This window comes from Lentzea alba, from assembly GCF_047445655.1.
Classification (GTDB): domain Bacteria; phylum Actinomycetota; class Actinomycetes; order Mycobacteriales; family Pseudonocardiaceae; genus Lentzea; species Lentzea alba_A.
The window spans coordinates 170,111-195,255 of record NZ_JAJAEG010000004.1; the positions used below are offsets into that span (position 1 = coordinate 170,111).

At 69.3% G+C, this 25,145-nt stretch carries 20 protein-coding genes and 1 pseudogene; 18 read left to right on the forward strand and 3 right to left on the reverse strand.

Annotated features, from left to right (window positions below):
- Window positions 1-10: 10 nt before the first annotated feature.
- Window positions 11-850, reverse strand: coding sequence for a phosphoenolpyruvate hydrolase family protein (locus tag LFM09_RS08545; RefSeq protein ID WP_414095768.1), 840 nt, complete (start codon window positions 848-850; stop codon window positions 11-13).
- A 1-nt stretch (window position 851) separates the two neighbouring features.
- A complete protein-coding gene (locus LFM09_RS08550; protein ID WP_414095769.1) occupies window positions 852-1,688 on the reverse strand; it encodes an NAD(P)-dependent oxidoreductase in 837 nt (278 codons plus the stop codon).
- A gap of 322 nt (window positions 1,689-2,010) precedes the next feature.
- On the opposite strand from LFM09_RS08550, the gene LFM09_RS08555 reads away from it, so the two are divergent.
- From LFM09_RS08555 to LFM09_RS08625, 15 genes and pseudogenes are all read left to right on the forward strand, one after another.
- Complete coding sequence (locus LFM09_RS08555; RefSeq protein WP_414095770.1) at window positions 2,011-3,726, forward strand: non-ribosomal peptide synthetase; 1,716 nt, start codon at window positions 2,011-2,013, stop codon at window positions 3,724-3,726.
- Window positions 3,727-3,820: 94 nt separating this feature from the next.
- Window positions 3,821-8,080 (forward strand): amino acid adenylation domain-containing protein, encoded by a 4,260-nt coding sequence (locus LFM09_RS08560; RefSeq protein WP_414095771.1) that lies wholly within the window; start codon window positions 3,821-3,823, stop codon window positions 8,078-8,080.
- 2 nt (window positions 8,081-8,082) lie between these two features.
- Window positions 8,083-8,376 carry a phosphopantetheine-binding protein gene (locus LFM09_RS08565; protein ID WP_414095772.1) on the forward strand — a complete coding sequence of 98 codons (294 nt, stop codon included), beginning with the start codon at window positions 8,083-8,085 and terminating at the stop codon, window positions 8,374-8,376.
- A gap of 2 nt (window positions 8,377-8,378) precedes the next feature.
- The gene (locus tag LFM09_RS08570) at window positions 8,379-11,714 is read left to right on the forward strand and encodes a thioester reductase domain-containing protein (protein ID WP_414095773.1); all 3,336 of its coding nucleotides are present in this window, start codon (window positions 8,379-8,381) and stop codon (window positions 11,712-11,714) included.
- Window positions 11,715-11,716: 2 nt separating this feature from the next.
- Complete coding sequence (locus LFM09_RS08575; protein ID WP_414095774.1) at window positions 11,717-12,556, forward strand: 3-hydroxyacyl-CoA dehydrogenase family protein; 840 nt, start codon at window positions 11,717-11,719, stop codon at window positions 12,554-12,556.
- Window positions 12,553-12,810, forward strand: a complete 258-nt coding sequence (locus LFM09_RS08580) for an acyl carrier protein (protein WP_414095775.1) — start codon at window positions 12,553-12,555, stop codon at window positions 12,808-12,810. Before LFM09_RS08575 ends, LFM09_RS08580 begins: the two co-directional genes overlap by 4 nt.
- A complete protein-coding gene (locus tag LFM09_RS08585; RefSeq protein WP_414095776.1) occupies window positions 12,803-13,903 on the forward strand; it encodes an acyl-CoA dehydrogenase family protein in 1,101 nt (366 codons plus the stop codon). The genes LFM09_RS08580 and LFM09_RS08585 overlap by 8 nt, the downstream gene beginning before the upstream one ends.
- Window positions 13,900-14,865, forward strand: coding sequence for a 3-oxoacyl-ACP synthase (locus tag LFM09_RS08590; protein WP_414095777.1), 966 nt, complete (start codon window positions 13,900-13,902; stop codon window positions 14,863-14,865). The genes LFM09_RS08585 and LFM09_RS08590 overlap by 4 nt, the downstream gene beginning before the upstream one ends.
- 2 nt (window positions 14,866-14,867) lie before the next feature.
- Window positions 14,868-15,911, forward strand: a pseudogene (locus LFM09_RS08595) (HAD-IIIC family phosphatase); the annotation flags it as partial.
- Window positions 15,888-17,432: an amino acid adenylation domain-containing protein gene (locus tag LFM09_RS08600; RefSeq protein WP_414095979.1), complete on the forward strand. Its 1,545-nt coding sequence runs from the start codon at window positions 15,888-15,890 to the stop codon at window positions 17,430-17,432. The pseudogene LFM09_RS08595 and the gene LFM09_RS08600, both read left to right, overlap by 24 nt.
- 4 nt (window positions 17,433-17,436) lie before the next feature.
- Window positions 17,437-18,678: an MFS transporter gene (locus tag LFM09_RS08605; protein ID WP_414095778.1), complete on the forward strand. Its 1,242-nt coding sequence runs from the start codon at window positions 17,437-17,439 to the stop codon at window positions 18,676-18,678.
- 13 nt (window positions 18,679-18,691) lie between these two features.
- Window positions 18,692-19,615 carry a hypothetical protein gene (locus LFM09_RS08610; protein ID WP_414095779.1) on the forward strand — a complete coding sequence of 308 codons (924 nt, stop codon included), beginning with the start codon at window positions 18,692-18,694 and terminating at the stop codon, window positions 19,613-19,615.
- Between the two features lie 2 nt (window positions 19,616-19,617).
- On the forward strand, window positions 19,618-20,655 hold the full coding sequence (locus LFM09_RS08615; protein WP_414095780.1) for an LLM class flavin-dependent oxidoreductase: 1,038 nt from the start codon (window positions 19,618-19,620) through the stop codon (window positions 20,653-20,655).
- Window positions 20,652-21,134, forward strand: a complete 483-nt coding sequence (locus LFM09_RS08620) for a flavin reductase family protein (protein ID WP_414095781.1) — start codon at window positions 20,652-20,654, stop codon at window positions 21,132-21,134. The genes LFM09_RS08615 and LFM09_RS08620 overlap by 4 nt, the downstream gene beginning before the upstream one ends.
- A 2-nt stretch (window positions 21,135-21,136) precedes the next feature.
- Window positions 21,137-22,051 (forward strand): hypothetical protein, encoded by a 915-nt coding sequence (locus LFM09_RS08625; protein ID WP_414095782.1) that lies wholly within the window; start codon window positions 21,137-21,139, stop codon window positions 22,049-22,051.
- Here the strand turns inward: LFM09_RS08625 and LFM09_RS08630 are convergent.
- A complete protein-coding gene (locus LFM09_RS08630) occupies window positions 22,038-22,841 on the reverse strand; it encodes a PaaX family transcriptional regulator C-terminal domain-containing protein (protein ID WP_414095783.1) in 804 nt (267 codons plus the stop codon). The two genes, LFM09_RS08625 and LFM09_RS08630, sit on opposite strands and share 14 nt — an antisense overlap.
- Window positions 22,842-22,930: 89 nt before the next feature.
- Here LFM09_RS08630 and LFM09_RS08635 point away from each other — a divergent pair, with 89 nt between their 5' ends.
- From LFM09_RS08635 to LFM09_RS08645, 3 genes are read left to right on the forward strand one after another with little or no spacing between them, the layout of a single operon-like run.
- Window positions 22,931-23,803: an SDR family oxidoreductase gene (locus LFM09_RS08635; RefSeq protein ID WP_414095784.1), complete on the forward strand. Its 873-nt coding sequence runs from the start codon at window positions 22,931-22,933 to the stop codon at window positions 23,801-23,803.
- Between the two features lie 11 nt (window positions 23,804-23,814).
- Complete coding sequence (locus tag LFM09_RS08640; protein WP_414095785.1) at window positions 23,815-24,690, forward strand: amidohydrolase family protein; 876 nt, start codon at window positions 23,815-23,817, stop codon at window positions 24,688-24,690.
- Window positions 24,687-25,145, forward strand: coding sequence for a MaoC family dehydratase (locus tag LFM09_RS08645; RefSeq protein ID WP_414095786.1), 459 nt, complete (start codon window positions 24,687-24,689; stop codon window positions 25,143-25,145). Before LFM09_RS08640 ends, LFM09_RS08645 begins: the two co-directional genes overlap by 4 nt.

Consider the following 25,145-nt stretch of genomic DNA (forward strand, 5'->3'; position numbering starts at 1 on the left):
GCGCTGAACGTTAGGCGAGACCCGTGCTGATCGACGTGAACTGCCGGGTTTGCCCGGTTATCGCGGTCTCGACCGGGGTGCGTTCGAGCGACGACGCCCCGTAGAACCCGTGCACCCCGCTGGTGCGCTTCAACACGTGGGCGACGTCCTCCGGTTCGGCGAGCGGACCGCCGTGGCACAGCACGAGAACGTCGTCGCGAACGGAATGAGCCGCGTCGGCCCACTCCTGCAACGAGGTCACGCTCTCGTCGAGGCTCGGCGCGGTGGTGGCGCCGATCGTGCCGCCCACGCTGAGGCCGAGGTGGCAGACCACGATGTCGGCGCCGGCCTCGGCCATCGCCGCGGCGTCCCGCGCGGAGAACACGTAGGGCGCCGTGACGAGGTCGAGGCTGCGGGCCGTGGCGATCATCGCCACCTCGACGTCGTAGCCCATGCCGGTGGCTTCCAGGTTCGCCCGGAAGTTGCCGTCGATCAAGCCCACCGTCGGGAAGTTCTGCACGCCGCAGAACCCGAGGCGGGCGAGCTCCGGCAGGAAGACGTCCGGTGAGTAGAACGGGTCGGTGGCGTTGACGCCCGCGAGGACCGGGGTGCGCGCCACGACCGGGAGGATCTCCCCGGCCATGTCGACCACGACCTCGTTGGCGTTGCCGTAGGCCAGCAACCCGGCCAGCGAACCGCGGCCCGCCATGCGGTAACGGCCCGAGTTGAAGACCGTCAGCAGGTCGATGCCGCCGGCCTCCTGGCACTTGGCCGAGAGTCCGGTTCCGGCACCGCCACCGATGATCGCCTCGCCACGCGTTGCCTTGGCGCGCAAGCGTTCCAGCACCTGCGCGCGGGTGAAACGCGGCACGTCACTTCCCTCGGACGTGGTTGAGCACGGCGCTGATGTCGTTCTCCGCCAAGCCGTCCGCGACGGCCGCGGCGAACTTCTCCTGCGCACCGGCGGCGACACCACCGGCCACGCCGCCCGCGTCGAGCACGAGGCGGAGGTCCTTCTCGGCCAGGCCCAGGGAGAACTGGGTGGAGCCGGGGTTCTCCAGCTTCGCGCGCACTCGCGGCACCAGTGAGCCGACGGCGGTGCCTTCCAGGGCGGTGAGGGCGGCGTCGGTCTCGACACCGAGCTTGTCGGCCAGTGCCAGGGCTTCGGCGACCATCACGAACCAGGACCCGAGCACGAGGTTCACCAGGAGCTTCACCGACGCACCCGCTCCGGGTCCGCCGACGTGCTTGACCTTGCCGAGTACACCGAGGACCTCGGCTGCCTCCGCGAGGTCGGCGTCTTCCGCGCCGACGTAAATGCCGAGCTCGCCGGAGCTCGCAGCGGGCAGGCTGCCCTTCACGGGTGCGTCGATCAGGCGCACGCCGTCCGGCAGGGCGTTCTTGAGCGCTGCCAGTGCGTCGGGGCCGATCGTGGACATCTCGACGACGATGGTGCCGGGCTTCAGCGCCTCCGCGGCGTCCGCGTAGACCTCCTCGACGGCCTCCGGCCCGAACAGCATGGAGATCACCAGTTCCGCGCCGGCCACGGCTTCGGCCGGAGAACCGGCCGCGGTGGCCCCGGCTTCCACGAGCGGAGCCGTCCGTTCGGCGGTGCGGTTCCACACGGCGAGGTCATGCCCTGCCGCCACCAAACGGGCCGCCATGAGCGAACCCATGCGGCCCAGTCCCAGAAACGCGATGCGAGTCACGTGGCCGGACAGTACATGAGTGCGTTCGGGTGTCCGGTGCGTTCCGCGAAACTCAGATGTCGCAACGACTTCAGACTCAGTTCACCGGAACGTCCGATTGCGGTGGCGGTCCGCGCACGACCGGCACATGATCAACTGGTTCTGCCTGACCCATTCGTTTCATTAATTGCCACAAACGGTCTATTGGTCGTTCACCTTCCGTTCACTACCGTTGATGATCACGTGGCCGTGGGGTGTCGCGCCGAAGGAAGCGCTCGTGCCGGGGGGCTTGAGCGCCAGGTGTGTGAACCGTCCGCGTTTCTTTTGCAGGGGGAGAACTACAGTGGCGTTTCCGGACGCACGCATGTCGTTCTGCGTGCCCGAACTCGTCGAGACCCAGGTCGGTCGTCACCCGCACGCATGTGCGGTCACCGACCCGCGGTCCGGCGTTTCGCTCACATATCAAGAACTCTGGCAACGCTCCGGCGATCTCGCGGCGACGTTGACCGCCCTCGGCGTGGCCGAGGGCGAGATCGTGGCCGTCGACGGCGGCAGGTCCGTCGGCATGGTCGTGGCGATGCTGGGCATCGCTCGTGCCGGTGCGGCCTACCTACCGTTGGACGCGCACGCGCCCGCCGAACGGATCAGCGCTCTGCTGGAAGAGGCAGAAGTGCGGTTCGTGGTCGGTAATGGCGCATCGCTCGCCGGGGTGCGGCGGGTCGAGGCTCTGCCAGGTAAGTCCTTTGATGCCGGGCAAATCGGACAAGACGCACCGTTCTACGTGAACTACACGTCTGGTTCGACCGGTCGTCCGAAGGGTGTCGTGGTGCCGCATCGCGCGGTGGTGCGACTGGTGTCGAACCCGGTGTTCTGCACGATCGAACCTGGTGATCGTGTTGCCAACCAGTCGAATCCGGCGTTCGACGCCACGACGTTCGAGCTGTGGAACACGCTCACCGCGGGCGCGACCGTCGTAGTTCTGCCTGCGATCACGGAACTTCGCATCGACGACTGGCTCGCGCTGGTCAGGGACTCCGGCATCACCACGATGTTCCTGACCACGTCGTTGTTCCACCTGGTCGCGCGCGAGCGGCCGGCGTCGTTGGGCGGGTTGAAGACCGTGATCGCCGGCGGCGAGCAGATGGACCTGGCCCTGACCAGGCGAATGCTGGAGGCGGGACCTCCCGCCCGGCTCGTCAACGGCTACGGGCCGACCGAGACGACGACGTTCGCGACGTACTTCGACTGCACGCTGGAAAGTCTGGCCGGACTGGACCGGGTACCCGTCGGGTTCGCCTTGCAGGACACCACTTTGCACCTCGTCGACGACGAGTTGTGCATCGGCGGTCCGGGTGTCGCGCTGGGATATCTGCACCGTCCGGAACTGACGGCGGAGCGGTTCGTGTCCGATCCGGCATCGGGAAAACTGATGTACCGCACCGGAGATCTCGCTCGAAGGCTGCCGGACGGCGCCTTGGAGCTGCTCGGCAGGCGGGACCGGCAGGTGAAGCTGCGCGGGTTCCGCATCGAGCTGGAGGAGATCGAGCAGGCGATCGTCGCGACCGGACTCGCCGACAGCGCGTTCGTGGAGAAGGTGGGGGAAGGGCCGGCGGCTTCGCTGGTCGGGTTCGTCCTCCCGCGCACGTCTGTGGACGGTTCCTCGTTGAGCGAAGCCTTGCGCGCCAAGCTTCCCGCGTACATGGTCCCGGCACGCTGGCACGTGCTGAGCTCGGTTCCGTTCGGTCCCACCGGCAAGGTGGACAGGGCCGCGCTGCTCGCCGAAATTTCTTTGGAATCAGTGGTATCAGAGTCGGTTGAAGCTGCTCCTTCTACTGTGACACAACAGGTTGGACTGGTCTGGCGGGAGGTGCTGGGAGTGCCCAGCGCCGACCCTGCGGACAACTTCATCGACTCGGGCGGCAACTCGATCCTCGCGATCCAGCTGGCCTCACGCCTGCGGGAACGTCTCGCGATCGACCTCGGGCCCACCGACGTCCTGCTCGCCGACTCGCTCGCCGAGCTCGCCGACCGCGTTCGGGATGAAGTAGCCGCCCGCTGAACAATCTGCGTCCTTCTCCAGCGCACAACGACGTCTGTCGGTGTGCGTGGGTTCGACGCACCCATTTTTCGCTCACTATCACGGAGTTTCGCGAGTGACTGAGTCTCATGCGCTCTCGTTCGCGCAGGAACGGCTGTGGTTCATCGACGCCGCCGCGCCTGCCGCGCCGACGTACAACGTTCCGCTGCTGCTGACGTGGCGGGAAGAGGTCGACGTGCCGCGGCTGACCGCCGCGCTGCACGCCGTCGCGGCCAAGCACGAGGTGTTGCGCACCACGTATTCGTTGTCCGACGGCCGCCCGGTTCAGATCGTCGGCGAGCCTTCGGTCTCCGTCGAGGTTGTCTCCGGCGTTGCGAACGTTCGTGCGGACGCCCTGCACCGTGCCCAGCAGGGCTTCGACCTCGCCGCCGCACCGCCGATCCGGTGCACGCTCTGGCCGGGCGAGCCGGACCTCCTGCTGATCAACGTCCACCACATCGCCATCGACGGCTGGTCGCTCGCGGCGTTCTTCGACGACCTCGCGGTCGCCTACGCCGGTGGTGAGCTGGCGCCTTTGATGCTGCAGTACAAAGACTTCGCGGTTGCGGACCGGTCCACTTTCGACAGTCCTAAGATGCGCGAGCTGGTCGCTCGGCGAGTGGAGGAACTGCGCGAGTTCCCGGCGGACCTCACGCTCGGCTCGCCGCGTCCTGCGGCCGGTCCGGTGCGGCCCGGCGAGCAGCACGTCTTCGAGATCCCGGACGACCTGTGGGACCGGGCGGGGGAGCTGGCTCGATCGTTGCGCGCCACGCCGTTCGTCGTGCTCTTCGCGGCCTACCAGGCCGTGTTGCAGCGGTGGTCCGGCCGCGATGAGTTCGTCGTCGGCACGGTCACCGCGAACCGCTCGCTCGCCGACGCCGAGCAGCTCGTCGGCTTCTTCGTGAACACCGTGCCGCTGCGCTGTCTGGTCGACCCTGAGCAGACTTTCTCCGCGCTGTGCAAGGAGGTTCGCGTCGAGGCCTTCAAGTCGCTGACGTACCAGGGCATCCCGTTCGACCAGCTTGCTGCTCAGGGTGTACGCGGCATGGTCGACGTGGGCTTCGCGCTGCAGAACATGCCCGCTCCCAAGACTGATGCGCCGTGGCGCACGCCAGAGTTGCTGCCCACCGGCACCGCGAAGTTCGACCTGATCCTGATCGTCGAGGACGACGCCGAGGGCCGACGCGGCCGCATCGAGTTCGCCACGGACCAGTACTCGGCTGAGATGGCCCGGCACCTGGGCGACAACTTCCTCGCCCTGCTGCGCGCGGCCGTCGACGCCCCGGAAACTCCGGTCTGCCGGTTGCCGCTGACTGGCGGCTCGGTCGTGCACGGCGCACCGCAGGACCTCGGCGGCACCACCTCCGTCCTCGACGTCGTGGGCAGGGGGTACGCACCTGACGCCGCGGCGGTGAGCGTCGCGGGCGACAGCGTGACGTGGGCAGAACTCGACTCCTGGGCGTGGGCCGTCGCGGACCGCGTGCCAGGTGGTTTCGTGCCGGTGCTCGCCGCTCGCGGCCCGGCGCTGGTCGCGGGCTGGCTCGGTGCCTTGCGCGCCGGAGCCGCCTACGCACCGCTGAGCCTGGACACTCCGGCCGACCGCCTGGACCACGTCCTGGCCGAGCTGAACGCGGGCGTCGTCCTGGCGGACCAGGCCGGTGCGGACCTGATCGCGCGGCACGGCACCGATGTCGAGGTCGTGCGGATCGAGGACCACCGCACGCTGCAGGGCACTCCCCGCACGGTCGACCTGATCGGCCAGGAACCCGCCGTCGTGATCTACACCTCCGGCACCACCGGCCGGCCGAAGGGCGTGCTGGTCCCGCACAGCGGCATGCTCAACACCTGCGTGTGGTGGGCGCGCGACATCGATCTGGGCCCAGGCGACCGAGTCCTGTGCACGTGGTCGACCTCGTTCGACGGCGCGACGCACGAGGTGTTCCGCGCGCTGATCGCCGGAGCAGAACTGGTCTTCGCCGACGACGTCGAACGCCGCGACCCGCCCGCGTTGGCCCGGTTGCTGCGCGAGGTCACGGTCACGTCGATGACGCCGAGCCTGCTGCGGGCGATCCTCGACGCCGACCAGGACGGTCCGACCACGCTGCGGACGCTGTACGTCGGTGGTGAGGGCCTGCCGGTCACCTTGGCGGAGGAGTGCACGCGTCGTTGGGGCGTGCCGATGCGCAACATCTACGGCCCCACCGAGGCGAGCTGCATCTCCACGTTCGCGCCGGTGTCGTTGGACGGGCGGCCGCCTGCGATCGGTGTGCCGGTGCCCAACACCCGTGCGTACGTGTTGGGGCCGCGTCAGGAAGAGCTGCCCGACGGTGTTCCGGGCGAGCTGTGCGTCGCGGGTGCTGGGGTGGCGTTGGGTTACCTCGGGCAGCCGGAGCGGACGGAGGCGGCGTTCCTGCTCGACCCGTTGGGTGGGCGGATGTACCGCACCGGCGACCGGGTGGTGCTGCGGGGCGATGGGCAGATCGAGTACCTCGGTCGGGTCGACGACCAGGTCAAGGTGCTCGGAAACCGGATCGAGCTGGGTGAGGTCCGCAAGCTCCTGGAGGAGCAGCCGTCGGTGAAGACTGCCGCGGTCAAGGCGGAAGGGACTCCGCTGAGGCTGGTCGCGTGGGTTGAGCTGGCTGGTGTAGGGCGGGTCGGCGGTGAGGTCGACAGCGACGCGGTCGAGCCTGCCAGCGCCGTGCCCACCCGCGACGAGCTGCTCAAACCCCTCCTCCGCTGGCTGCCGGCCGCCGTCCTCCCTGCCGAGGTCTACGTCGTCGACGCGATCCCCATGACCGGCAACGACAAGATGGACTTCACCGCCCTCGACGCCCTGCGCTCCGCAAAGCTCCCGGACGTCGCCCGCGGCACCGTCGAACTGACCCCGGACCAGCGCAAAGCGGCCGAACTGTTCGCCGCCGCACTCGAACGCGACGCGGACGAACTCCCACCGGACGGCGACTTCTTCACCCTCGGCGGCCACTCGCTGCTCGCGGTGCGGATGCTCGCGGACACCCCGGTGGCACTTCGCGACTTCCTCGCCGACCCGACCGTGGCCGGGCTCGGTGCGTTGCTCGGCACCACAACCCACCACCACGTCGAGGTCGTCGGTGACGAACACCCGGCGACCTCGGTGCAGCAACGGTTCTGGTTCATCGACCGGGTCAAGGCCCTCAGGACCGCGTACCTGGCGCCGGTGATCGCCGAGTTCACCGGCGAGGTCGACGTCGAACGCCTGCGCGCGGCCACCGAGCTCGTGCTCGGCCGGCACCCCGCGCTGCGCAGCAGGTTCACGCTGAACGCCAAGCAGCGCAAGATCTTCTACCGCACCGACGGCAGCGCGCCCGAGGTGCACGTCACCGATGCCACGCAGTGGTCCGAAGAAGAACTCAAAGCGCACCTCGCGCAGGTGTGCTGGACGCCGTTCGACCTGGCGACCGAGGCACCGGCGTACGGCGAGATCGTCACCACCAACGAACGCACGCTGCTCGTCCTGGTGACCCACCACATCGTCGCCGACGGGTGGTCACACCAGGTGCTCGCCGACCAGATCTCCCAGGTGTACCAGGGACAGTCGATCGCCGACCCGGTGCACCCGGCATCGGTCACGACGACCGAGACCGCGGCGGACGAGATCATCGCGAGCCTCGCCGAAGCACCCACGGACGTCGAGCTGCCGCACGACCGCGAACGCGGGCCGGTGCAGAACACCGAGGCGAAGACCCGGACGACGACCCTGCCCGCCGAGATCACCGCGAAGCTCCAGAACCTGGGCAGCACGACGTTCATGATCACGGCCGCGATCACCGCCGTGGCGCTGGCGAGGAAGAGCTCCCAGCGGGACTTCCTGTTCGCGTTCCCGTGGGCCGGTCGCGACAAGCAGCAGCACGCCGTGGGCATGTTCGTGAACACGCTGATTCTGCGCGTCGACCTGCGCGACGAACCGACGTGGCGACAGCTGCTGGACCGGGTGCGAGAGCACAGCACCACCTGCTATCGCAACGCCGACGTGCCGTTCGACGCGATCGCCACGGCGTTGCACCCGGGCCGTGACCTGAGCCGACCCGCCCTCACGCCGGTGTACGTCACCGCGCTGCCCGGCAAGGCGGAGCCGCCGGACCTGAACGCACGCGCGCGGTACCTGACGCCGGAACCGCTGCACATCAAGTACGAGCTGGAGCTGACCGCGACGGACTCCGCAGAACTCGAGCTCTCGCTCGCGTACGCGACGGCGCTGTTCGACGAGTCCACTGTGGACCAGCTGCTAGACGGGGTGGTCACCGCCGCGACCGACCTGGCCATCGATCCCGATGCGCCCGCACTGAAGGAGATCTGAAGGTGAACACACGCGACCAGGTGCGCCTGGCGTGGGCCGAGGTGCTCGACGTCGAGTCCGTACCGGACGACGTCAACTTCTTCGAGCTCGGCGGCGACTCGCTGCTGCTCATCGTGTTGCTGGAACGGCTGAACGCGTTCACCGAGCGCGATCTGGAGGCCGCCGACCTCTTCCAGCACAGCACGGTGACGGCACAGGTCGAGCTGCTGAACTCGCCCGAGACCAAGCGCGAGCTCGTGGAACTCGGTGCGACGAACCGGCGAGGCCTGATCGGCCGCGCCCGACAGGGGAACTGAACGTGAGCGACACCGACATCGCCGTCATCGGCGTGGGCTGCCGGTTCCCGGACGCCTGGACGCCGCAGGAGTTCTGGCGCAACATCGGCAACGGTGTGGTCTCCACGCGCGAGCTGCCGGATGAGGTGTTGCGCGCGGCCGGGGTGTCCGACGCGCAGCTGGCCGACCCCGGTTTCGTCCGCGTCGGCGCGACCATGCCCGGCGTCGCCGACTTCGCGGCGGAGTTCTTCTCCTACCCGCCCACCGAGGCCGAGCTGATCGACCCGCAGCAGCGGATCTTCCTGGAAGCCGCGTGGGAGGCACTGGAAACCGCAGGCCACCCGCCGACCCTGCAGGGACCTGTCGTCGGCGTCTTCGCGGGCGGTGCGCAGAGCACCTACACGTCGATGCTGTTCGCGGCCAAGGCACAGGCGGAAGGTCTGGCCGCCGCGATCGACGACGTCGACCTGCACCTCGGCGGCCTCGGGGACTTCCTGTCCTCGCGGGTGGCCTACAAGCTCGGCCTGCGCGGCCCGACGGTCGGCATCCAGACCGCGTGCTCGTCCTCGCTCTACGCCGTGCACTACGCGACGCTGAGCCTGCTGTCCGGTGAGTGCGACATCGCGCTGGCCGGCGGTGCGACGGTGCTGGAACCCCTGGCGGGCTACCGGTACCAGGCCGGCGGGCTGATGTCGGCGGACGGGCTGTGCCGTGCGTTCGACGCCAGGTCCACCGGCACGTCGTTCAGCTCCGGCGTCGGCGTCGTGGCATTGCGACGGTTGAGCGACGCGCTGGCCGACGGCGACCGGATCCTGGCCGTGGTCAAGGGCAGCGCGGTCGGCAACGACGGCTCGGACCGCTCCGGCTTCACCGCGCCGAACCCGTCCGGTGTCGCCGAGGTCGTGGCCGGTGCGCTGCGGGTGTCCGGGGTGAGCGCGGACGAGTTGCGCTATGTCGAGGCGCACGGTTCCGGCACCTCGCTGGGTGACCACATCGAGCTGCGCGGCCTCACCGAAGGCCTGCGGGCCAGCACGAAGAACACGAGCTTCGTCGGCCTCGGGTCGGTCAAGGTCAACATCGGGCACACGGGTCCGGCCGCGGGTATCGCGGGCTTCATCAAGGCCGTCAACGTGGTTGCGACCGGCGAACTGCCCGCGCACCCGTTGTTCGAACGCCCGCGCGACCCCGGCGTGCTCGCGGAGAGTCCGTTCTTCCTGTCCGCGGAAGCCGGCCGCAGCAACGACGACGACCGGCACGTATTGATCAACTCTATGGGTCTCGGCGGCACGAACGTGGCCGCGGTGATCGCGCCGCCGCCCGCGCCGACCCGGCCGAGTGCGCCTGCCGACGACGTCGTGCGGCTCGTGCTGTCCGCACGAAGCCGCACCGAACTGGACGCGATGTCCAAGCGGCTCGCCGAGACGATCGACCCGGCCGAGGCGGGCGACATCGCGCACACGTTGCGGGTGGGCCGCAAGGGCTTCCCGGAACGCCGTGTCATCACCGCGCCGGCCGAGAAGCTCGCCGCCGCGCTGAAGCTGCCGCGTCCGCCGATGGCGCGGACCGTGAAGTCCTCGCCGCGCAAGGCAGTGGTCGTGGGAACCGAGAACATCGAGCGGTTTCAACGAGCGTTCGGCTCGGACGTCGAGGTGCGAGCGGAGGAAGGCCTGCTGCCCGAGGGCGTGCACGTCGTGTCCGCCGCAGATGACTTCGACGCGGCCGTCACCGACGCGTGGCTCAACGGCGTCGAGGTGAACTGGGAGGCACTCGCCGGCGACACCGGTCGTCGCGTGCCGCTGCCCGCGTACCCGTTGCCGCGCAAGCGGTACTGGGCCCTGGACCGGCTCCCGGCGCTCGGTCAGGCCGCCACGGCGGCACCGGCGTGTGCCGCGGTACCGACCACGGCGTCCGACGACGTGGAACAGCAGCTGCTGGACGTCTGGCGTGACCTGTTCGGTGCCGCGGAGATCGGGATCGACGACGAGTTCGGCATGCTCGGCGGATCCTCGTTGCTGTCCGTGCGGATGGCGTTGGAGGTCCAGCAACGCACGGGCGTCCTGGTCAACGTCCACCGCGCCGGCGGCAGCAAGGCCACCGTGCGCAGGATCGCCGAGATCGTGCGCGGCGTGCAGGGCGGTGCCCAGCGCGGCGCGTCCGACATCGACCCGATCGCGGACGGCGACGGCGACCTGGTGGACGCCGACATGCTGCTGCCGCTGGGCGACCTGGCCGCGCACGAGGCGGCGGGCAGCGACGTCCTGTTGACCGGCGCGACCGGCTTCCTCGGCACGTTCCTGGTGCACGAGCTGCTGGCCGCCACGGAAGGCCGCGTCTACTGCATCGTCCGCGCGGACGACGAGGACCACGCCCGTGAGCGGCTTCGCGAGGCCTCGGCCAAGCTCGGCCTGCCCGAGCCCGACCGCGACCGCGTGCGGCTCGTCGTGGGCGACCTCAAGGACGGCGTGCTGGAGTCCTATCGGGACGGTGAGCTGGCAGAGCGGATCGGGTACGTCCTGCACTGCGCCGCGAAGGTCGTCTTCACCGAGCCCTACCGGGTGCTGCGCGAGGACAACGTGCTCGCGATGGTCGACCTGCTGCGCTGGATGCGGGGCCACGGCATCCGCGACTTCAGCTTCGTGTCGACGGTCGCTGCGACGCACTACGCGTTCGGCACCGACAACCGGATCCTGGAGACCCGTCAGCAGCCGCTCGACCCGCAGCAGGGTGGCTACGGCGTCAGCAAGTGGGTCGCCGAACGCGTCCTCGAACGCGCCGAGGAAGACGGCATGCGGATCCGCGTGTTCCGCCCCGGCTTCATCCTCGGTTCGACGAAGACCGGTGCCTGCAACGACAAGGACCTCATCTGGAACGTCCTGACCAGTGGTCTCGCCGTCGGCGCGCACCCGCTCGACGACCGCGCGATGCCCATGGCACCGGTGGACGTCGTCGCCCGTGCGATGGCGGAGCTGACCGTGTCGCCGGGTTCGGTCGGCCGGGTCTACCACCTGGTGGACCGGGTCGCCTACAGCCCGCGGCGGATGTTCGGGCTGCTCGCCGAGGCCGGACTGCAGACCGAGGCCGTGACGCCGCAGACCTGGCAGCAACGCATCGCGGACAAGGCGCTCACCAGTGGCAGCGCGTTGCTCTCGACGATGGCGCTGTACGAGCTGGAGGGCCACGAACTGGCCGACGACGGCCTGGAAGCCGTCGCCTGGCGCCCGTGGCTGGAGCGCGCGGAGCTGTCCAGCGCGCCGACCGGTGAGCTGTTGCGCCGCTGCCTGACCTTCCTCGCTGAACGGCACGACAAGTTCGGCGAACTCATCACCGGCGTCTTGGACGTCGACCTCGTGGAGGCATGATCATGAAAATCGGTGTTCTCGGCGCGGGCGTCATGGGCGCCGCGATCGCGACGCTGGCGATCGGGCACGGCGTGGCCGTCGTGCTGGTGGACGTCGACGACGACACGCTCGCCAAGGCGCGCAAGGAAGTTCGTCAGCAGCTCAAGCTCGCCCGGCTGATGGGTCAGCTGCCGCGCTCCGGTGAGGCGGAGCTCGTGACGACGACGAACTACGGCGACCTCGCGGACGTGACCTCGGTGATCGAGGCCGTCACGGAGAAGCCGGAGCTGAAGGCGAAGGTGCTGGCCGAGGTCTCCGCGATCGTGCGGCCCGGCACGGTGATCGTGTCCAACACGTCGGCCATCCCGGTCGACGAGATGGCGGACGCGGTGGCCAGGCCGGAAGACCTGTGCGCCATCCACTTCATGAACCCGCCGTACCTGATCCGCGCGGTGGAGGTGATCCGCGGGCCTCGCACCGGTGACGAGGCCATGCTCAAGGTCACCGAGCTGCTCGCGGCACTCGACCGCGACGGTGTCGTGGTCGGGGACGGACCGGGGTTCGTGATCAACCGCATCCTGCAGCGCTCCATCAACGAGGCCGCGCGCATCGTCGAGGAGGGCAGGGCGACACCCGAGGCGGTGGACGCCGCATTCGAAGGGTGCCTGGGGCACCGCACGGGACCACTCGCGACGGCCGACCTGATCGGCCTGGACAACGTCGTGGACTCGCTGCGGGTGCTGCACGACCGGACCGGGGACCGGGGCTACGAGCCCTGTGACCTGCTGGTGGCGAAGGTCGCCGCCGGCGATTTCGGCCGCAAGACCGGCCGCGGATTCTACGAGCACGGAGGAGCACTGTGACCACGTCAGTCGACCACGCAGCCGCGATCGAACGGCAGCTGCTGGCGTTCGTCGAGAAGCACACGAAGAAGACGTGGACGCCCGACGACGACTTCTTCGCCGCCGGAGCCGTGTCGTCCATGTTCGCGATGCAGCTCGTCGTGTTCATCGAGAGCACGTTCGACGTCGAGATCGCCGGTGACGACCTGGTGATCGACAACTTCCGCACCGTCGGCGCGATGACAGGCCTGGTAGCGAGGCTGCGCGGTGAGTGAGGAACTACGGGCGCTGGTCACCGACCTCGTCGGTGACCGCGCGGACGAGTGGGACCGCCAGGGGGTGATCCCGGTGGACCTCGTGCGGCAGCTCGGGAAGGCGGGCGCGCTCTGCCCCGAGGTGCCGGCGAAGTTCGGCGGGCTCGGCCTGTCGAGCCTGGACAACGGCGAGTTCACCGCGCACGTCGGCGCGCTGTGCAGTTCGTTGCGCAGCCTGATGACCTCGCAGGGCATGGCGGCGTGGGCGATCCAGCGGTTCGGTTCGCTGGAGCAGCGGGCGCACTACCTGGCCCGGCTCACCAGCGGCGAGTTGGTCGGCATCGCGTTCAGCGAGCGCGGTGCGGGCAGCGACCTGGCCGCGATGGGCACGACGATCCGCGTCGACGGCGACGAGGTCGTGGTGGACGGGGCCAAGATCTGGGTCACCGGTGCCGGTTACGCGGACCTGATCGTGGTGATCGGCCGGTTCGGTGACGGTGCCGCCGCGGTCGTCGTGCCGGCCGACGCACCCGGTGTCACGGTGACCCGTGTCGCGGACCCGATGGGTTGCCGGGCCGCCGGACACTCCAATGTGGAGCTTCGCGACGTGCGGCTGCCGGGTGAGGCACTGCTGCGCGGCGCCGGGCAGCCGTTGCAGATGCTCGTGACCTCGGCCCTGACGTACGGCCGGGTGTCGGTCGCCTGGGGCTGTGTCGGCATTCTGCGGGCCTGCCTCGGTGCCGCCGCCCGGCACGCCAAGGCGCGTGAGCAGTTCGGCAAGCCGTTGGCGGAGCACCAGCTCGTCGGCCGGCACCTGGCCGAGCTGCTGGTGGCCGAGCAGATCGCGAGCCGCGCTTGCGAGCACGCATCACGGTGCTGGGACGAGAACTCGCCGGAGATGATCACGGCTGCCGTGGTGGCCAAGCACGTCAGCGCGGGTCATGCCGCGAAGGGTGCTTCCAGCGCGGTGCAGGTGCTCGCGTCGTCGGGTGCGAACGACGGCCATGTGGTCGCTCGGGCGTACCGGGACGCGAAGTTGATGGAGATCATCGAGGGAAGCAACGAAATCTGTCAGCTCGTGCTGGCGGAGCACGCCCTGGCGGTGGCGTCATGACCTCTGACCTGCCAATCGGTATCGGCGCCATCCACTGTCTGCTGCCGGAAGATCGAGCGAAAGTCGTCGACCTGCCCGAGTTCGAGCTGCTCGGCCACGAGGAGCAGGAGTTCACCCGTCAGTCCGGAGTGGACACGGTCTCGGTGTTCGAGGACGCGGCCACGACCGACCTGGCGGCCCGCGCGATCGCCGGACTCGGCCCTGTCGACCCGGACGTGCTCATGCTCGTCGGCCCGCGCTCGCCCGAGGTGCTGCTCGGCTCCGACTCCGGAGCGGTGGAACACCAGGCAGGCCTGAAGAAGGCGTTCTCGTTCACCGTGGACGGCCTGGGCTGCGCGGGTTCCAGCGTGGCCTGGTCGCTCGCGGCCGACCTGCTCAAGGCCGACCCGAGCCGCGAGTCCGTCGTGATCGCACACGCCAGCCGGCCGACCGGCGCGGACCGGATCCGGTTCCCCGTCACGGTCATCGGCGACGGCGCCTACGCGATGGAGATGGTGCGAGGCGGACGTCCGGTGTTGCGCGCTCATCGGCACGAGACGGACGGGTCGTTCCACGACCTGTTCCGCGTCGACTACAAGCAGGCGCCCTGGTACGAGTGGCGCGAGGAGTGCGACTCGGCCGACCGGTACCGGTTCGAACTGGCCATGCACAGCCAGAAACGCCTCGCACGGCTCGTGCGCGAGGTGCTCGCTGACGCGGGCGCGGAGCTCCCCCAGGTCTCCGCGACCATCATGCAGAACGTCACCGCGAGCGCCTACGGCTTCTACGAGACCTTGCTGGGCACGCCGATCCACCCGGTCTGCGGCACGCATCTGAGCGAGCTCGGGCACCTCGGCGCGATGGACGTCGTGCTCAACCTCGACGCGCTGCTGCGCTCCGGTGAGCTGAGCGAGGGGGATCTGGTGCTGGTGCTGAACAACAGCCCGGTCGCCGCGTGGGCGGTGACCCTGTGGGAGGTGTAGAGGTGAGCACAGTCAAGTGCCTCGTGTGGGACCTCGACCACACGCTGTGGCAAGGAATCCTGCTTGAGGACGGCGACGTCACGCTGACGGACGAGATGCGTGCGGTGGTCGAGACGCTCGACTCACGCGGCGTCCTGCAGTCGGTCGCCAGCCGCAACGACCACGACAACGCCTGGGCCAAGCTGGAAGCGCTCGGCATGGCCGAGTACTTCGTGCACCCGCAGATCGGGTGGGGCCGAAAGTCCGACTCGGTCAAGGCGATCGCGGACGCGCTGAACTTCGCCATCGGCACCATCGCGTTCATCGACGACACGCCGACCGAACGCGCCGAGGTGGCCTTCCACCACCCCGAGGTGCGGTGCTACGAGGCCGAACGCGCGCTGGAACTGCCGAGCCTGCCGGAGTTCAGCCCGGCCGTCGTCACAGTCGACGCGCGCCGCCGCCGTGAGATGTACCAGGCGGGCTTCCAGCGGGAGGCCGCCCGGACCGAGCACGACGGCCCGGACGAGGACTTCCTCCGCTCGCTCGGCCTGGAGCTGCGCATCCACCGCGCGGGCGACGAGGAGATCTCGCGGGTCGAGGAACTCACGCTGCGCACCAGCCAGATGAACGCGACCGGCGTGCACTACTCGGACGCGGACCTGCGGGCACTGCTCGCCGACCCGCGGCACGAGGTGCTGGTCACGACGCTGACGGACCGCTTCGGCCCGCACGGCGCGGTGGGCGTCATGCTCATCGAGAAGCACCGCGACGTGTGGAACCTCAAGCTGCTCGCCACGTCGTGCCGGGTGGTCTCGTTCGGCACCGGCGCGGTCATCCTGCGGTGGCTCACCGATCAGGCCGCCCGCGCCGGCGTTCACCTGGTGGCCGATTTCCGCAAGACCGAGCGCAACCGCATGATGGAGGTCGCGTACCGGTTCGCGGGCTTCGACACGGCCGATTGTGCGTGCCGGGTAACGCTTTCCGACACGGACGTGCAGCGTCTGCACCTCGTGCCGACCAGGCAGTGCGAGTCGACCACGATGACCGTGCACGCCCCGGAGCTGGGTGGGAAGACGCTCTACGAGTGGTTCACCGGGTCCGTCCAGAAGTTCCCGGACGAGCCGGCGCTGGAGGTCCGCGGCGAGTCGATCACGTACGCCGAGCTGCACAGCCGGGTGATCTCGCTGGCCGACCGCGTGCTGCGCGAGCACGGCAAGCCGCCGCAGCGGCTCGGTCTGCTCGCGGCCCGCAGCCTGGTGGCGTTCACCGGGTACCTCGCGGCGCTGCGGCTGGGCGCGACCGTCACGCCGCTCAACCCGGGCTATCCCGCGCAGCGCAACCGGATGGTGGCCGAGCTGGCCGGCGTCGACGTGCTGCTGGTCGACGAGTCCGGTGCCGCGCAACGCACCGCGGAGCTGGACGAGCTGGTCCCGACCGTGATCGCGCTGGCGGAGAACGACGTCGTCGACACCGGTGTGGACGAGGACGAGCTGCCGCCGTACGAGGTCTCGCTCGACGACGTGGCGTACGTGCTGTTCACGTCCGGCTCGACCGGCCGGCCCAAGGGAGTGCCGATCCGGCACCGCAACCTCTCGCCGTACGTCGCGCACAACATCGAGCGGTACGAGGTGACGCCGGGCTGCCGGATGTCGCACACGTTCGACCTGACCTTCGACCCGTCGGTGTTCGACCTGTTCGTCACTTGGGGCGGCGGCGCGACACTTGTCGCCCCGCAACGCAACGAGCTGCTCAAGCCGGTCGAGTACGTCGCGAACCACGGCATCACGCACTGGTTCTCGGTGCCGTCGGTGGTCTCGGTCAGCGCGGAGCTGGGCAACCTGCCCATGGGCCGCGTGGACTCGTTGCGCTACAGCATCTTCATCGGCGAGCAGCTCACCACGCGGCAGGCCGGGCTGTGGCACAGCGTCGCGCCGGACGCGATCATCGAGAACGTCTACGGCCCGACCGAGCTGACCGTGGCGTGCACCGAGTACCGGCTGCCGGCCGACCCCGGCGACTGGCCGAAGACGTCGAACGACACCGTCCCGATCGGCCCGGTGTACGAGTTCCTCGATTTCCGGGTGATCGACGAGGAGGGCCGGGACGTCGAGGAGGGCGAACTCGTCGTCCGCGGTTCGCAGCGGTTCGACGGCTACCTCGACCCGGCCGACAACCAGGGCCGGTTCGTCGACCTCGGCGACGAGCTGACGCCGCAGCACTACTACCGCACGGGTGACCGCGTGCGCGTCGAGAGGGGCGAGTGGGTCCACCTCGGCCGGTTGGACAACCAGGTCAAGGTGCGCGGCTACCGGATCGAGCTGGGCGAGGTCGAGGCCGCGATGCGCAAGCACCCGGACGTCTCGCAGGCCATCGTCGTCGCGGTGCGCGTCGAGGACGAGACCGAACTGGTCGGCTTCCACACCGGGGAACCGGTCGACGCCACGAAGTTCCTGCTGTGGCTGCGCAAGCAGATCCCGGTGCACATGGTGCCGCGTCGCTACCGGCACCTGGACGCGTTGCCGTTGAACGCCAACGGCAAGGTCGATCGGCCCAAGCTCCGCGACATGATCGCGGCGGAGAGGTAAGAAGATGTCGTTCCTCCGTCATCTGGTCCCGCCACCGGGACCGATCCGGATCCTCGCGGCCAGCAGCCTGGGCCGCAGTGTCGGCAACGGCATGCTGCTGTCGGTCAGCGTGCTGTTCTTCACCAGATCGGTGGGGCTGCCCGCGACCCAGGTCGGCCTGGGGCTCACCATCGCCGCCGTCGTCGGGATGCTCACCAGCATCCCGGCCGGGCACTCGGCGGACGTGCTGGGCGCACGCAACACCGCGACGTTCTTCGTTGCACTGCAAGGCGTCCTGATCTGCGGGTACGCGTTGGTGGGCGGGTTCACGGGGTTCCTGATCGCGGCGAGCCTCGTCGTGATGGCGGAGGCCGGCTCAGACGCCTCACGCGGCGCGCTGGTCGCCGGCGTGGTGCCGAAGGAAGAACGTGTGCAGGCGCGGGCGTTCATCCGCTCGGTCAACAACATCGGCATCTCGCTCGGGGCGGTGAGCGGTGGTGTCGCGCTGCACTTCGACACCAGGTCCGTGTACGTCGGCCTGCTGATCACGTGCGGCCTGATCTACGTCGCGGCCGGGTTGGTCTACCTGATCCTGCCGAACGTCGAGGCGGCCGCGAAGAAGAAGGAAGAGTCGGACGGCCCGCGTTGGGTCGTGCTGCGGGACAGGCCGTTCGTCGTCGTGGCGCTGATCAACGCGGTGCTCGTGATGAACGGCGGCATCCTGACCGTCGCGCTGCCGATCTGGATCGCCCAGCGCACCAGTGCGCCGACGTGGGTCTACGCGGCGATCCTGGTGCTCAACACGGTGATGGTCGTGCTGTTCCAGGTGAAAGTCAGCCAGGGCACCGACACCGCCGCTGGTGGCGCACGGGCGTTGCGCCGTGCCGGTGTCGCGCTGGCGGCCTGCTGCGCGTTGTTCGCGCTGGCGGCCGGACAGCCTGCCTGGGTCGCGGTCGCGGCGCTGGTGGCGGGTGCGCTGGTGCACGTGTTCGGCGAACTGCTGGGTGCCGCCGGTGGCTGGGCCCTGGCCTACGAGCTGGCGCCGGAGCACGCGATGGGGCAGTACCAGGGTCTGTTCGGCATGACCGACCAGCTCGCGGCGGCGGTCACCCCGCTGGCCGCGACGGTGCTGATCATCGGCATCGGCTGGCCGGGCTGGCTGGTGTTCGGCGCGCTGATGCTCGCCGCCGGCGCCGTCGCGCCGATCGCCGAGGGCTGGGCGTCGCGCACTCGCGAGCGCTACGGGGTGGTTGTCCACAATGGATGAAAAGGGGAGAGAGTTGAACCGGAGCTGCTACGGGTTCCCGGTGGAGTGTTCGGCAGACCCGGACGCGGCCCACGTGATCGACGGGTTCTTCGGCCCCGCGGCGGGACCTGTCGTGCCCGGCGCGCCGGTCGTCCGGATCGAGGTCGACGTCGTGGATCAGGGCGGCGAGCAGGTCGAACCGCCGTACTTCCCGGAGAACTGGGAGACCGCCGACGAGATCACCATCAACGTCGGCCGCACGCAGGCGACCGTCGACCCGGCCGCGTGGTCGGTGCACATCGCGTTGTCCCGCGAGGACCTGCACGACCAGATCGTGTGGGGGCGCTGGATCCTGGAACGTGCGTTCATCTACCTGGTCTGCCGGTCGCAGCGGCACTACCCGCTGCACGCGGGCGCGGTGTCGGTCGAGGGTCGCACCGCGGTCGTCACGGCGGACAGCGGCGTCGGGAAGTCGACGTTCTCCGCGTGGGCGTTGCGCCGCGGGGCGGACTTCGCCGGCGAGGACATCATGGTGCGTCACATGGACGACGAGTCCGGCACGCTGTGGGGCTACCCGCGCGTGACGTACCTGTCGCCGCAGCTCCTTGAGCTGTGGCCGCAGCTGGACGGCGCGCAGACCACCGAGGTGCCCAAGCGCGACAAGTTCCGGGTGATCCTGCCGCCGTCGTTCGAGCCGCGCATGCTGGCCGGCTCGGCGCCGCACTGCCTGCTGTTCCTGGCTCGTGGCGACGGCTCGTTGCTCGACGTCGAGATCGACGACGCCGTGGAGCGCACCAGGTCGGACTGGAACACCGGCAAGATCGGCACCCCGTTCGAGGCGGACGTGGAGAAGGACCTGCGGCACCTGCTGGAGGGCATGCCGGTCTGGGAGCTCGCGCTGACGCCGGACTTCGACACGAACTTCGACACCCTGGTCGCCGCGCTGGAGAGGAGCTGACCGTGGACTTCAGCCTGTTCTACTTCGCCAACAACAGCCGCGAGCTCGACCACGACCGCTACCGGTTGCTGCTCGACGGCGCCAGGTTCGCCGACCGCAACGGGTTCTCCGCGGTGTGGACGCCCGAACGGCACTTCCACGAGTTCGGCGGGCTGTACCCGAACCCGTCGGTGACCGGTGCCGCGGTCGCCGCCGTGACCGAACGGATCCAGATCCGCGCGGGCAGCGTGGTCGCGCCGCTGCACCACCCGCTGCGCATCGCCGAGGAGTGGTCCGTGGTGGACAACATCTCCGGCGGCCGGGTCGGGCTCTCGTTCGCCTCCGGCTGGCACGCCGTCGACTTCGCGCTGAAGCCGGAGAACTACGAGAACCGCCGCAACGTGCTGATCGAGTACACCGAGCAGGTCCGCTCGTTGTGGCGCGGCGGCAAGATGGACGTCGTCGACGGCACCGGGAAACCGCAGCAGGTCGGCATCTTCCCGCCGCCGGTGCAGCCGGAGCTGCCGGTGTGGATCACCAGCGCGGGTGGCGTCGAGACGTTCCGCAACGCGGGCCGCGCCGGCGCCGGGCTGCTGACCCACCTGCTCGGCCAGGACCTGGGCGAGCTGGAGACGAAGATCGCCGAGTACCGCGACGCGTCCCGTGAGCACCACGGCAAGGACGGGAACGTTGTGCTGATGGTGCACACGTTCCTCGGCGAGGACGAGGACGAGGTGCGCGACCTGGTGCGCGGGCCGATGTCGGACTACCTGCGCAGCTCGCTCGGGTTGCTGCTCGGCTCGCAGCAGGGCAGTGCGCGCAAGATCGACCCGTCGTCGTTGCGGGAGAAGGACATCGACTTCCTGGTGGAGCGCGCGTTCGAGCGGTACTACGACGACGGCGCGTTGCTCGGCACGGTCGACAAGACCCGAAAGATCGTCGACAGGGCTGCGGGCATCGGCGTCGACGAGATCGCCTGCCTGATCGACTTCGGGCTGCCGCAGGAGACCGTCCTCTCCGGACTCAACCACCTGAACGTCTTACGCCAGAGCACGTCATGAGCGCCCGCTTCCGCAGCACCGCGGCGACGTTCCCGACCGGCGTGACGGTGCTGACCACGGTGGCGGACAACGAGCCGCACGGCATGACCGTGAACTCGTTCGCGTCGATCTCCATCGATCCGTTGCTGGTGCTGGTGTCCGTGAACAGCTCGTCGCGCACCTACGAGCGGATCGCGCGGTCGGGCCGGTTCGCGGTGACCGTGCTGAGCGACGGGCAGGAGGAGACCGCTCGCTGGTTCGCGAACTCCTCGCGGCCGGGCGGTGCCGAGGGGTTCGCGGGCGTCTCGTGGAAGCCGGCGCCGCACTCGCGGTCGCCGGTCCTGCTGGACGGGATCAGCTACTTCGACTGCGAGCTCGACCAGGCGCACGTCGCCGGTGACCACACGATGCTCATCGGTGCCGTGCGCGCATACGACGTCTTGTCCGATCGGCCGCCGTTGTTGTTCGTGCGCAGCCGGTTCACCGAACTGAGGAAGTGAGCATGGAGGAACTGGTCAAGGAGTGCTACGGGTTCCGGGTGGTCTGCTCGGTGCACCCCGAGGCACGTGATGTGGTCGAGGCGTTCTTCGGCACCGGCGAACCACCGCGCAGCACGCAGGAGGTGCGGCTGGCGTTCGACGTGGCCGACGGAGCCGGTGTGCCGTCCGAGAACCCGCCGCACACGCTGGAGGTCATCGCCTCCAACCCGATCACGATCGACACCGGGAACTCCCGCGCGGTGATCGTGCCGGACGAGTGGAGCGCCACGATCACGCTGGCCCGCGGTGATCTCGCGGACCAGATCGTGTGGGGCCGCTGGATCCTGGAGCGGCTGTTCCTGTACCTGGTGTGCCGCTCGCCCCGGCACTACCCGCTGCACGCCGGCGCGGTCGGGGTGGACGGCCGGACGGTGCTGCTGTCGGCGCCGACCGGCACGGGCAAGTCGACGTTCACGTTCTGGTGCCTGCACCGCGGAGCCGCGCTGTTCGGTGAGGACATCATGGTGCGGCACATGGACGACCCGAGCCGCACCGCGTGGGGGTACTCGGAGGTCGTCTACCTCGACGAGGAGACGATCGCGCGCGCCGGGCTGGTCGGGGCCGACGTGAGCGCGGTGGCGCCGGGGGAGAAGGCTCGCGTCCGGCTGCCGGAGTCCTTCCGCGAGCGGTTGCACACCAAGGCTTCGCTCGACGCGGCGGTGTTCCTCGTGCGTGACGGCTCGACCGGCACGCGCGAGCTGTCGGTCGACGAGGCCGTGAAGCGTTGTTGGGACGACATCACGACCGGCAAGACCGATCAGGCCGTGCTCGACTCGGTGGATGCCGACCTGCGGCTGTTGTTCGACGGCCTGCCGTTGCAGGAGTTCTCGCTCAACGGCGACCTGGACGAGTGCTTCGAGGCGTTCACTTCCCGCTGACGTCGATCGATTCGATCGCTGCGGCGGCCAGGGGCGACGCGGTCTCGGTGTACCGCGTCGCCAGTGACTGGAAGAGCTGCTCGGCCTCGATCGCCGGCCAGTCGGCGTCGAGCAGCTCCGCCGGCAGGTGCGGGTCCTGCCGCACCAGTTCCAGCCAGTCCGAGTGCAGCACCAGCTGCCGGGCGAGATCGTCCGGCAGCTCCTTGAGCGGCGTTTTCCCGCCCCAGCGCGCCAGGAAGTCCTGGTAGCGCGCGGCGATCGCCTCCGTGTCGAACGCCCGGTGCGCGAGATCGGCCGCCTCGGTGGGCTTGGCGTGCTGCGCGGTGAACACCGTGACGTGCTGCGCGAGGTCCAGCTCCTCGACCATCCCGGTGACGTCACGTGTGCCCGGCGCGATCCACAGGCCGTTCTGCACCGGCCCGAACCCCGCCCACATCAGTTGCGAGCGCAGGTCGTGCCGGTCGCTGCGACGGCTCTCCGGCAGTGAGAAGCCGATCAACGTCCAGGTGCCGTCCCAGTCGGTGTTCAGCGCCCCGGTCTGCCAGATGCGGCGCTCACCGTCCTGCAGCACGTCGGTCGCGTGCGGAGTCAGTCCGAAGTAGACCTTCCGGCCGTTGCGGTGCTTGGTGAGCAGACCTCGCGCGGCCATCCGGGTCAGCGTCGAGCGAACCGCCTCCTCGGAGACGTCCACGCGTCCGAAGACGTCGATCACGCTGCCCGAGTACACGGCTGTGTCGCGGCCGAGCACGTACAGGCCGAGGAAGTTGAGCATCAGCGACTGCGGGGTCACGCTGTCACGATACATGTTGGGCAGAATCTAGACGAGCGTCACGAATATGACGTACTTTGGGTGCGACCCCAACGGAGAGGACTCGTCGGATGGATCTGTCGGGCAAGGTCGCGATCGTCACCGGAAGCGGCCGCGGACTGGGGCGTGCCTACGCGGAAGCCCTGGCGCGCCACGGGGCCAAGGTCGTGGTCAACGACGTGGACGACGCCGCCGAGGAGGTCGCCGCGCTGGTCGGCGGCAAGGCGGTGATCGCGCCGGTCGGCTCCACCGAGACCGCGGAACTGCTGGTCAGCACCGCCGTCGAGGAGTTCGGGCGGCTGGACGTGCTGGTCACGAACGCGGGCATCCTGCGCGACCGGGTGCTGTGGAAGATGACCGACGACGACTTCGACGCTGTGATCAACGTGCACCTGCGCGGCACGTTCACGTGTGCCCGCGCGGCCGCTGTGCGGATGCGGGAGCAGGGGACTGGCGGCAGCCTCGTGCTGATCTCGTCGCCCGCCGGCCAGCGCGGCAACTTCGGCCAGACCAACTACGCCGCCGCCAAGGCCGGGATCGCCGCGATGGCGCGCACCTGGGCGTTGGAACTCGCGCGGTCTGACATCGCGGTCAACGCCGTGGTGCCGGTCGCCGCGACCGAGATGACCAGGACGATTCCCGCGTTCGCGCCGCTGATCGAGGAGTCTGAACGGACCGGTGCCCCCTTGCCCGCATGGGTGCGGCGCGACGAGGGTCTGGGCACGGTCGAGGACGTCGCCTCGTTGATCGTGTACCTGGCTGGGGTCAAGGGGGTGACGGGGCAGGCGATCGGCATCGGTGGCGACCGGCTGGCGCTGTGGTCGCACCCGGCGGAGAAGCAGGTCGAGTTCGCGGACGGTGGCTGGACGGCGGAGGAGATCGCCTCGAAGCTGGCCGGGTTCGAGCCCGAGACCTACGGCATTCCGGCACCGGTGGCGCCATGAACGTTCCCAAAATGAATGTTGCTGAGTTGGTTGCGATCGACGTCCACACGCACGCCGAGATCTCCTGCGATGGCCACAGTTCGCTGAGTCCGGAGCTGATCGAGGCGTCCGCCGAGTACTTCAAGGCCGAGCATCGCCAGCCGACGATCGCCGAGACCGCAGCCTTGTACCGCGAACGGAAGATGGCCGCGGTTATCTTCACCGTCGACGCCGAGCACGCCACCGGGCATCCCCGCATCACGAACGAGGAGATCGCCTCGTCCTGTGCCGAGCACGCGGATGTGCTGATCCCGTTCGCGAGCGTCGACCCGTGGAAGGGCCGAGCCGCTGTCCGGGAGGCGCGCCGGCTCGTCGAGGAGCACGGCGTGCGCGGGTTCAAGTTCCACCCGAGCTTGCAGGACTTCTCCCCGAACGACCGGATGGCCTACCCGCTGTACGAGGCGATCGAGGAGCTGGGCGTGCCCGCGCTGTTCCACAGTGGACAGACCGGGATCGGGGCCGGGGTGCCGGGTGGCGGCGGCATCCGGCTCAAGCACTCCAACCCGATGCTCGTCGACGACGTGGCCGTCGACTTCCCGTACCTGAAGATCGTGCTGGCGCACCCGTCGTTCCCCTGGCAGGACGAGGCGCTCGCGGTCGCCACGCACAAACCGTTCGTGCACATCGACCTCTCCGGCTGGTCGCCGAAGTACTTCCCGCCGCAGCTGGTCCGCTACGCCAACACCGTGCTGCAGGACAAGGTCCTCTTCGGCTCGGACCACCCGGTGATCACGCCTGACCGCTGGCTCAAGGACTTCGCCGCACTCGACATCAAGGACGAGGTCCGCCCCAAGATCCTCAAGCACAACGCCGCCCGCCTGCTCGGACTCGTCAAGGAGGACACATGACCACTGCCGTCAACGGACTCGAAGAGGTCAAGGCCCTGGCAGGCAGGGACCTCGGCTACACCGACTGGCTTCAGATCGACCAGGACCGCGTGTACCGGTTCGCCGAGGCCACCGACGACCACCAGTGGATCCACGTCGACCCCGCCCGTGCCGCCGCCGGGCCGTTCGGCGGCACGATCGCCCACGGCTATCTCACGCTGGCGATGCTCATCCCGTTGATGGGAGAGCTGCTCGACGTCTCCGGCGTGCGCATGAGCATCAACTACGGCCTGGACAAGGTGCGGTTCCCCGCTCCGGTGCCGGTCGGCGCCAAGATCCGGTTGAAGGGTCAGGTCGCGTCCGTCGACGAGGTCGCGGGCAACGGTGTGCAGCTGACCGTGGACTTCACGGTCGAGATCGAGGGTTCGGACAAGCCCGCCTGCGTCGCGCGGGCCATCTACCGCCACTACGCGTGA

What these genes read in the sequence shown, in the direction of transcription:
- LFM09_RS08645 (WP_414095786.1), top strand. Translation starts at nt 24,687, where the DNA reads ATGACCACTGCCGTCAACGGACTCGAAGAGGTCAAGGCCCTGGCAGGC.
- LFM09_RS08575 (WP_414095774.1), top strand. Translation starts at nt 11,717, where the DNA reads ATGAAAATCGGTGTTCTCGGCGCGGGCGTCATGGGCGCCGCGATCGCG.
- LFM09_RS08625 (WP_414095782.1), top strand. Translation starts at nt 21,137, where the DNA reads ATGGAGGAACTGGTCAAGGAGTGCTACGGGTTCCGGGTGGTCTGCTCG.
- LFM09_RS08620 (WP_414095781.1), top strand. Translation starts at nt 20,652, where the DNA reads ATGAGCGCCCGCTTCCGCAGCACCGCGGCGACGTTCCCGACCGGCGTG.
- LFM09_RS08605 (WP_414095778.1), top strand. Translation starts at nt 17,437, where the DNA reads ATGTCGTTCCTCCGTCATCTGGTCCCGCCACCGGGACCGATCCGGATC.
- LFM09_RS08600 (WP_414095979.1), top strand. Translation starts at nt 15,888, where the DNA reads ATGACCGTGCACGCCCCGGAGCTGGGTGGGAAGACGCTCTACGAGTGG.
- LFM09_RS08635 (WP_414095784.1), top strand. Translation starts at nt 22,931, where the DNA reads ATGGATCTGTCGGGCAAGGTCGCGATCGTCACCGGAAGCGGCCGCGGA.
- LFM09_RS08640 (WP_414095785.1), top strand. Translation starts at nt 23,815, where the DNA reads ATGAATGTTGCTGAGTTGGTTGCGATCGACGTCCACACGCACGCCGAG.
- LFM09_RS08590 (WP_414095777.1), top strand. Translation starts at nt 13,900, where the DNA reads ATGACCTCTGACCTGCCAATCGGTATCGGCGCCATCCACTGTCTGCTG.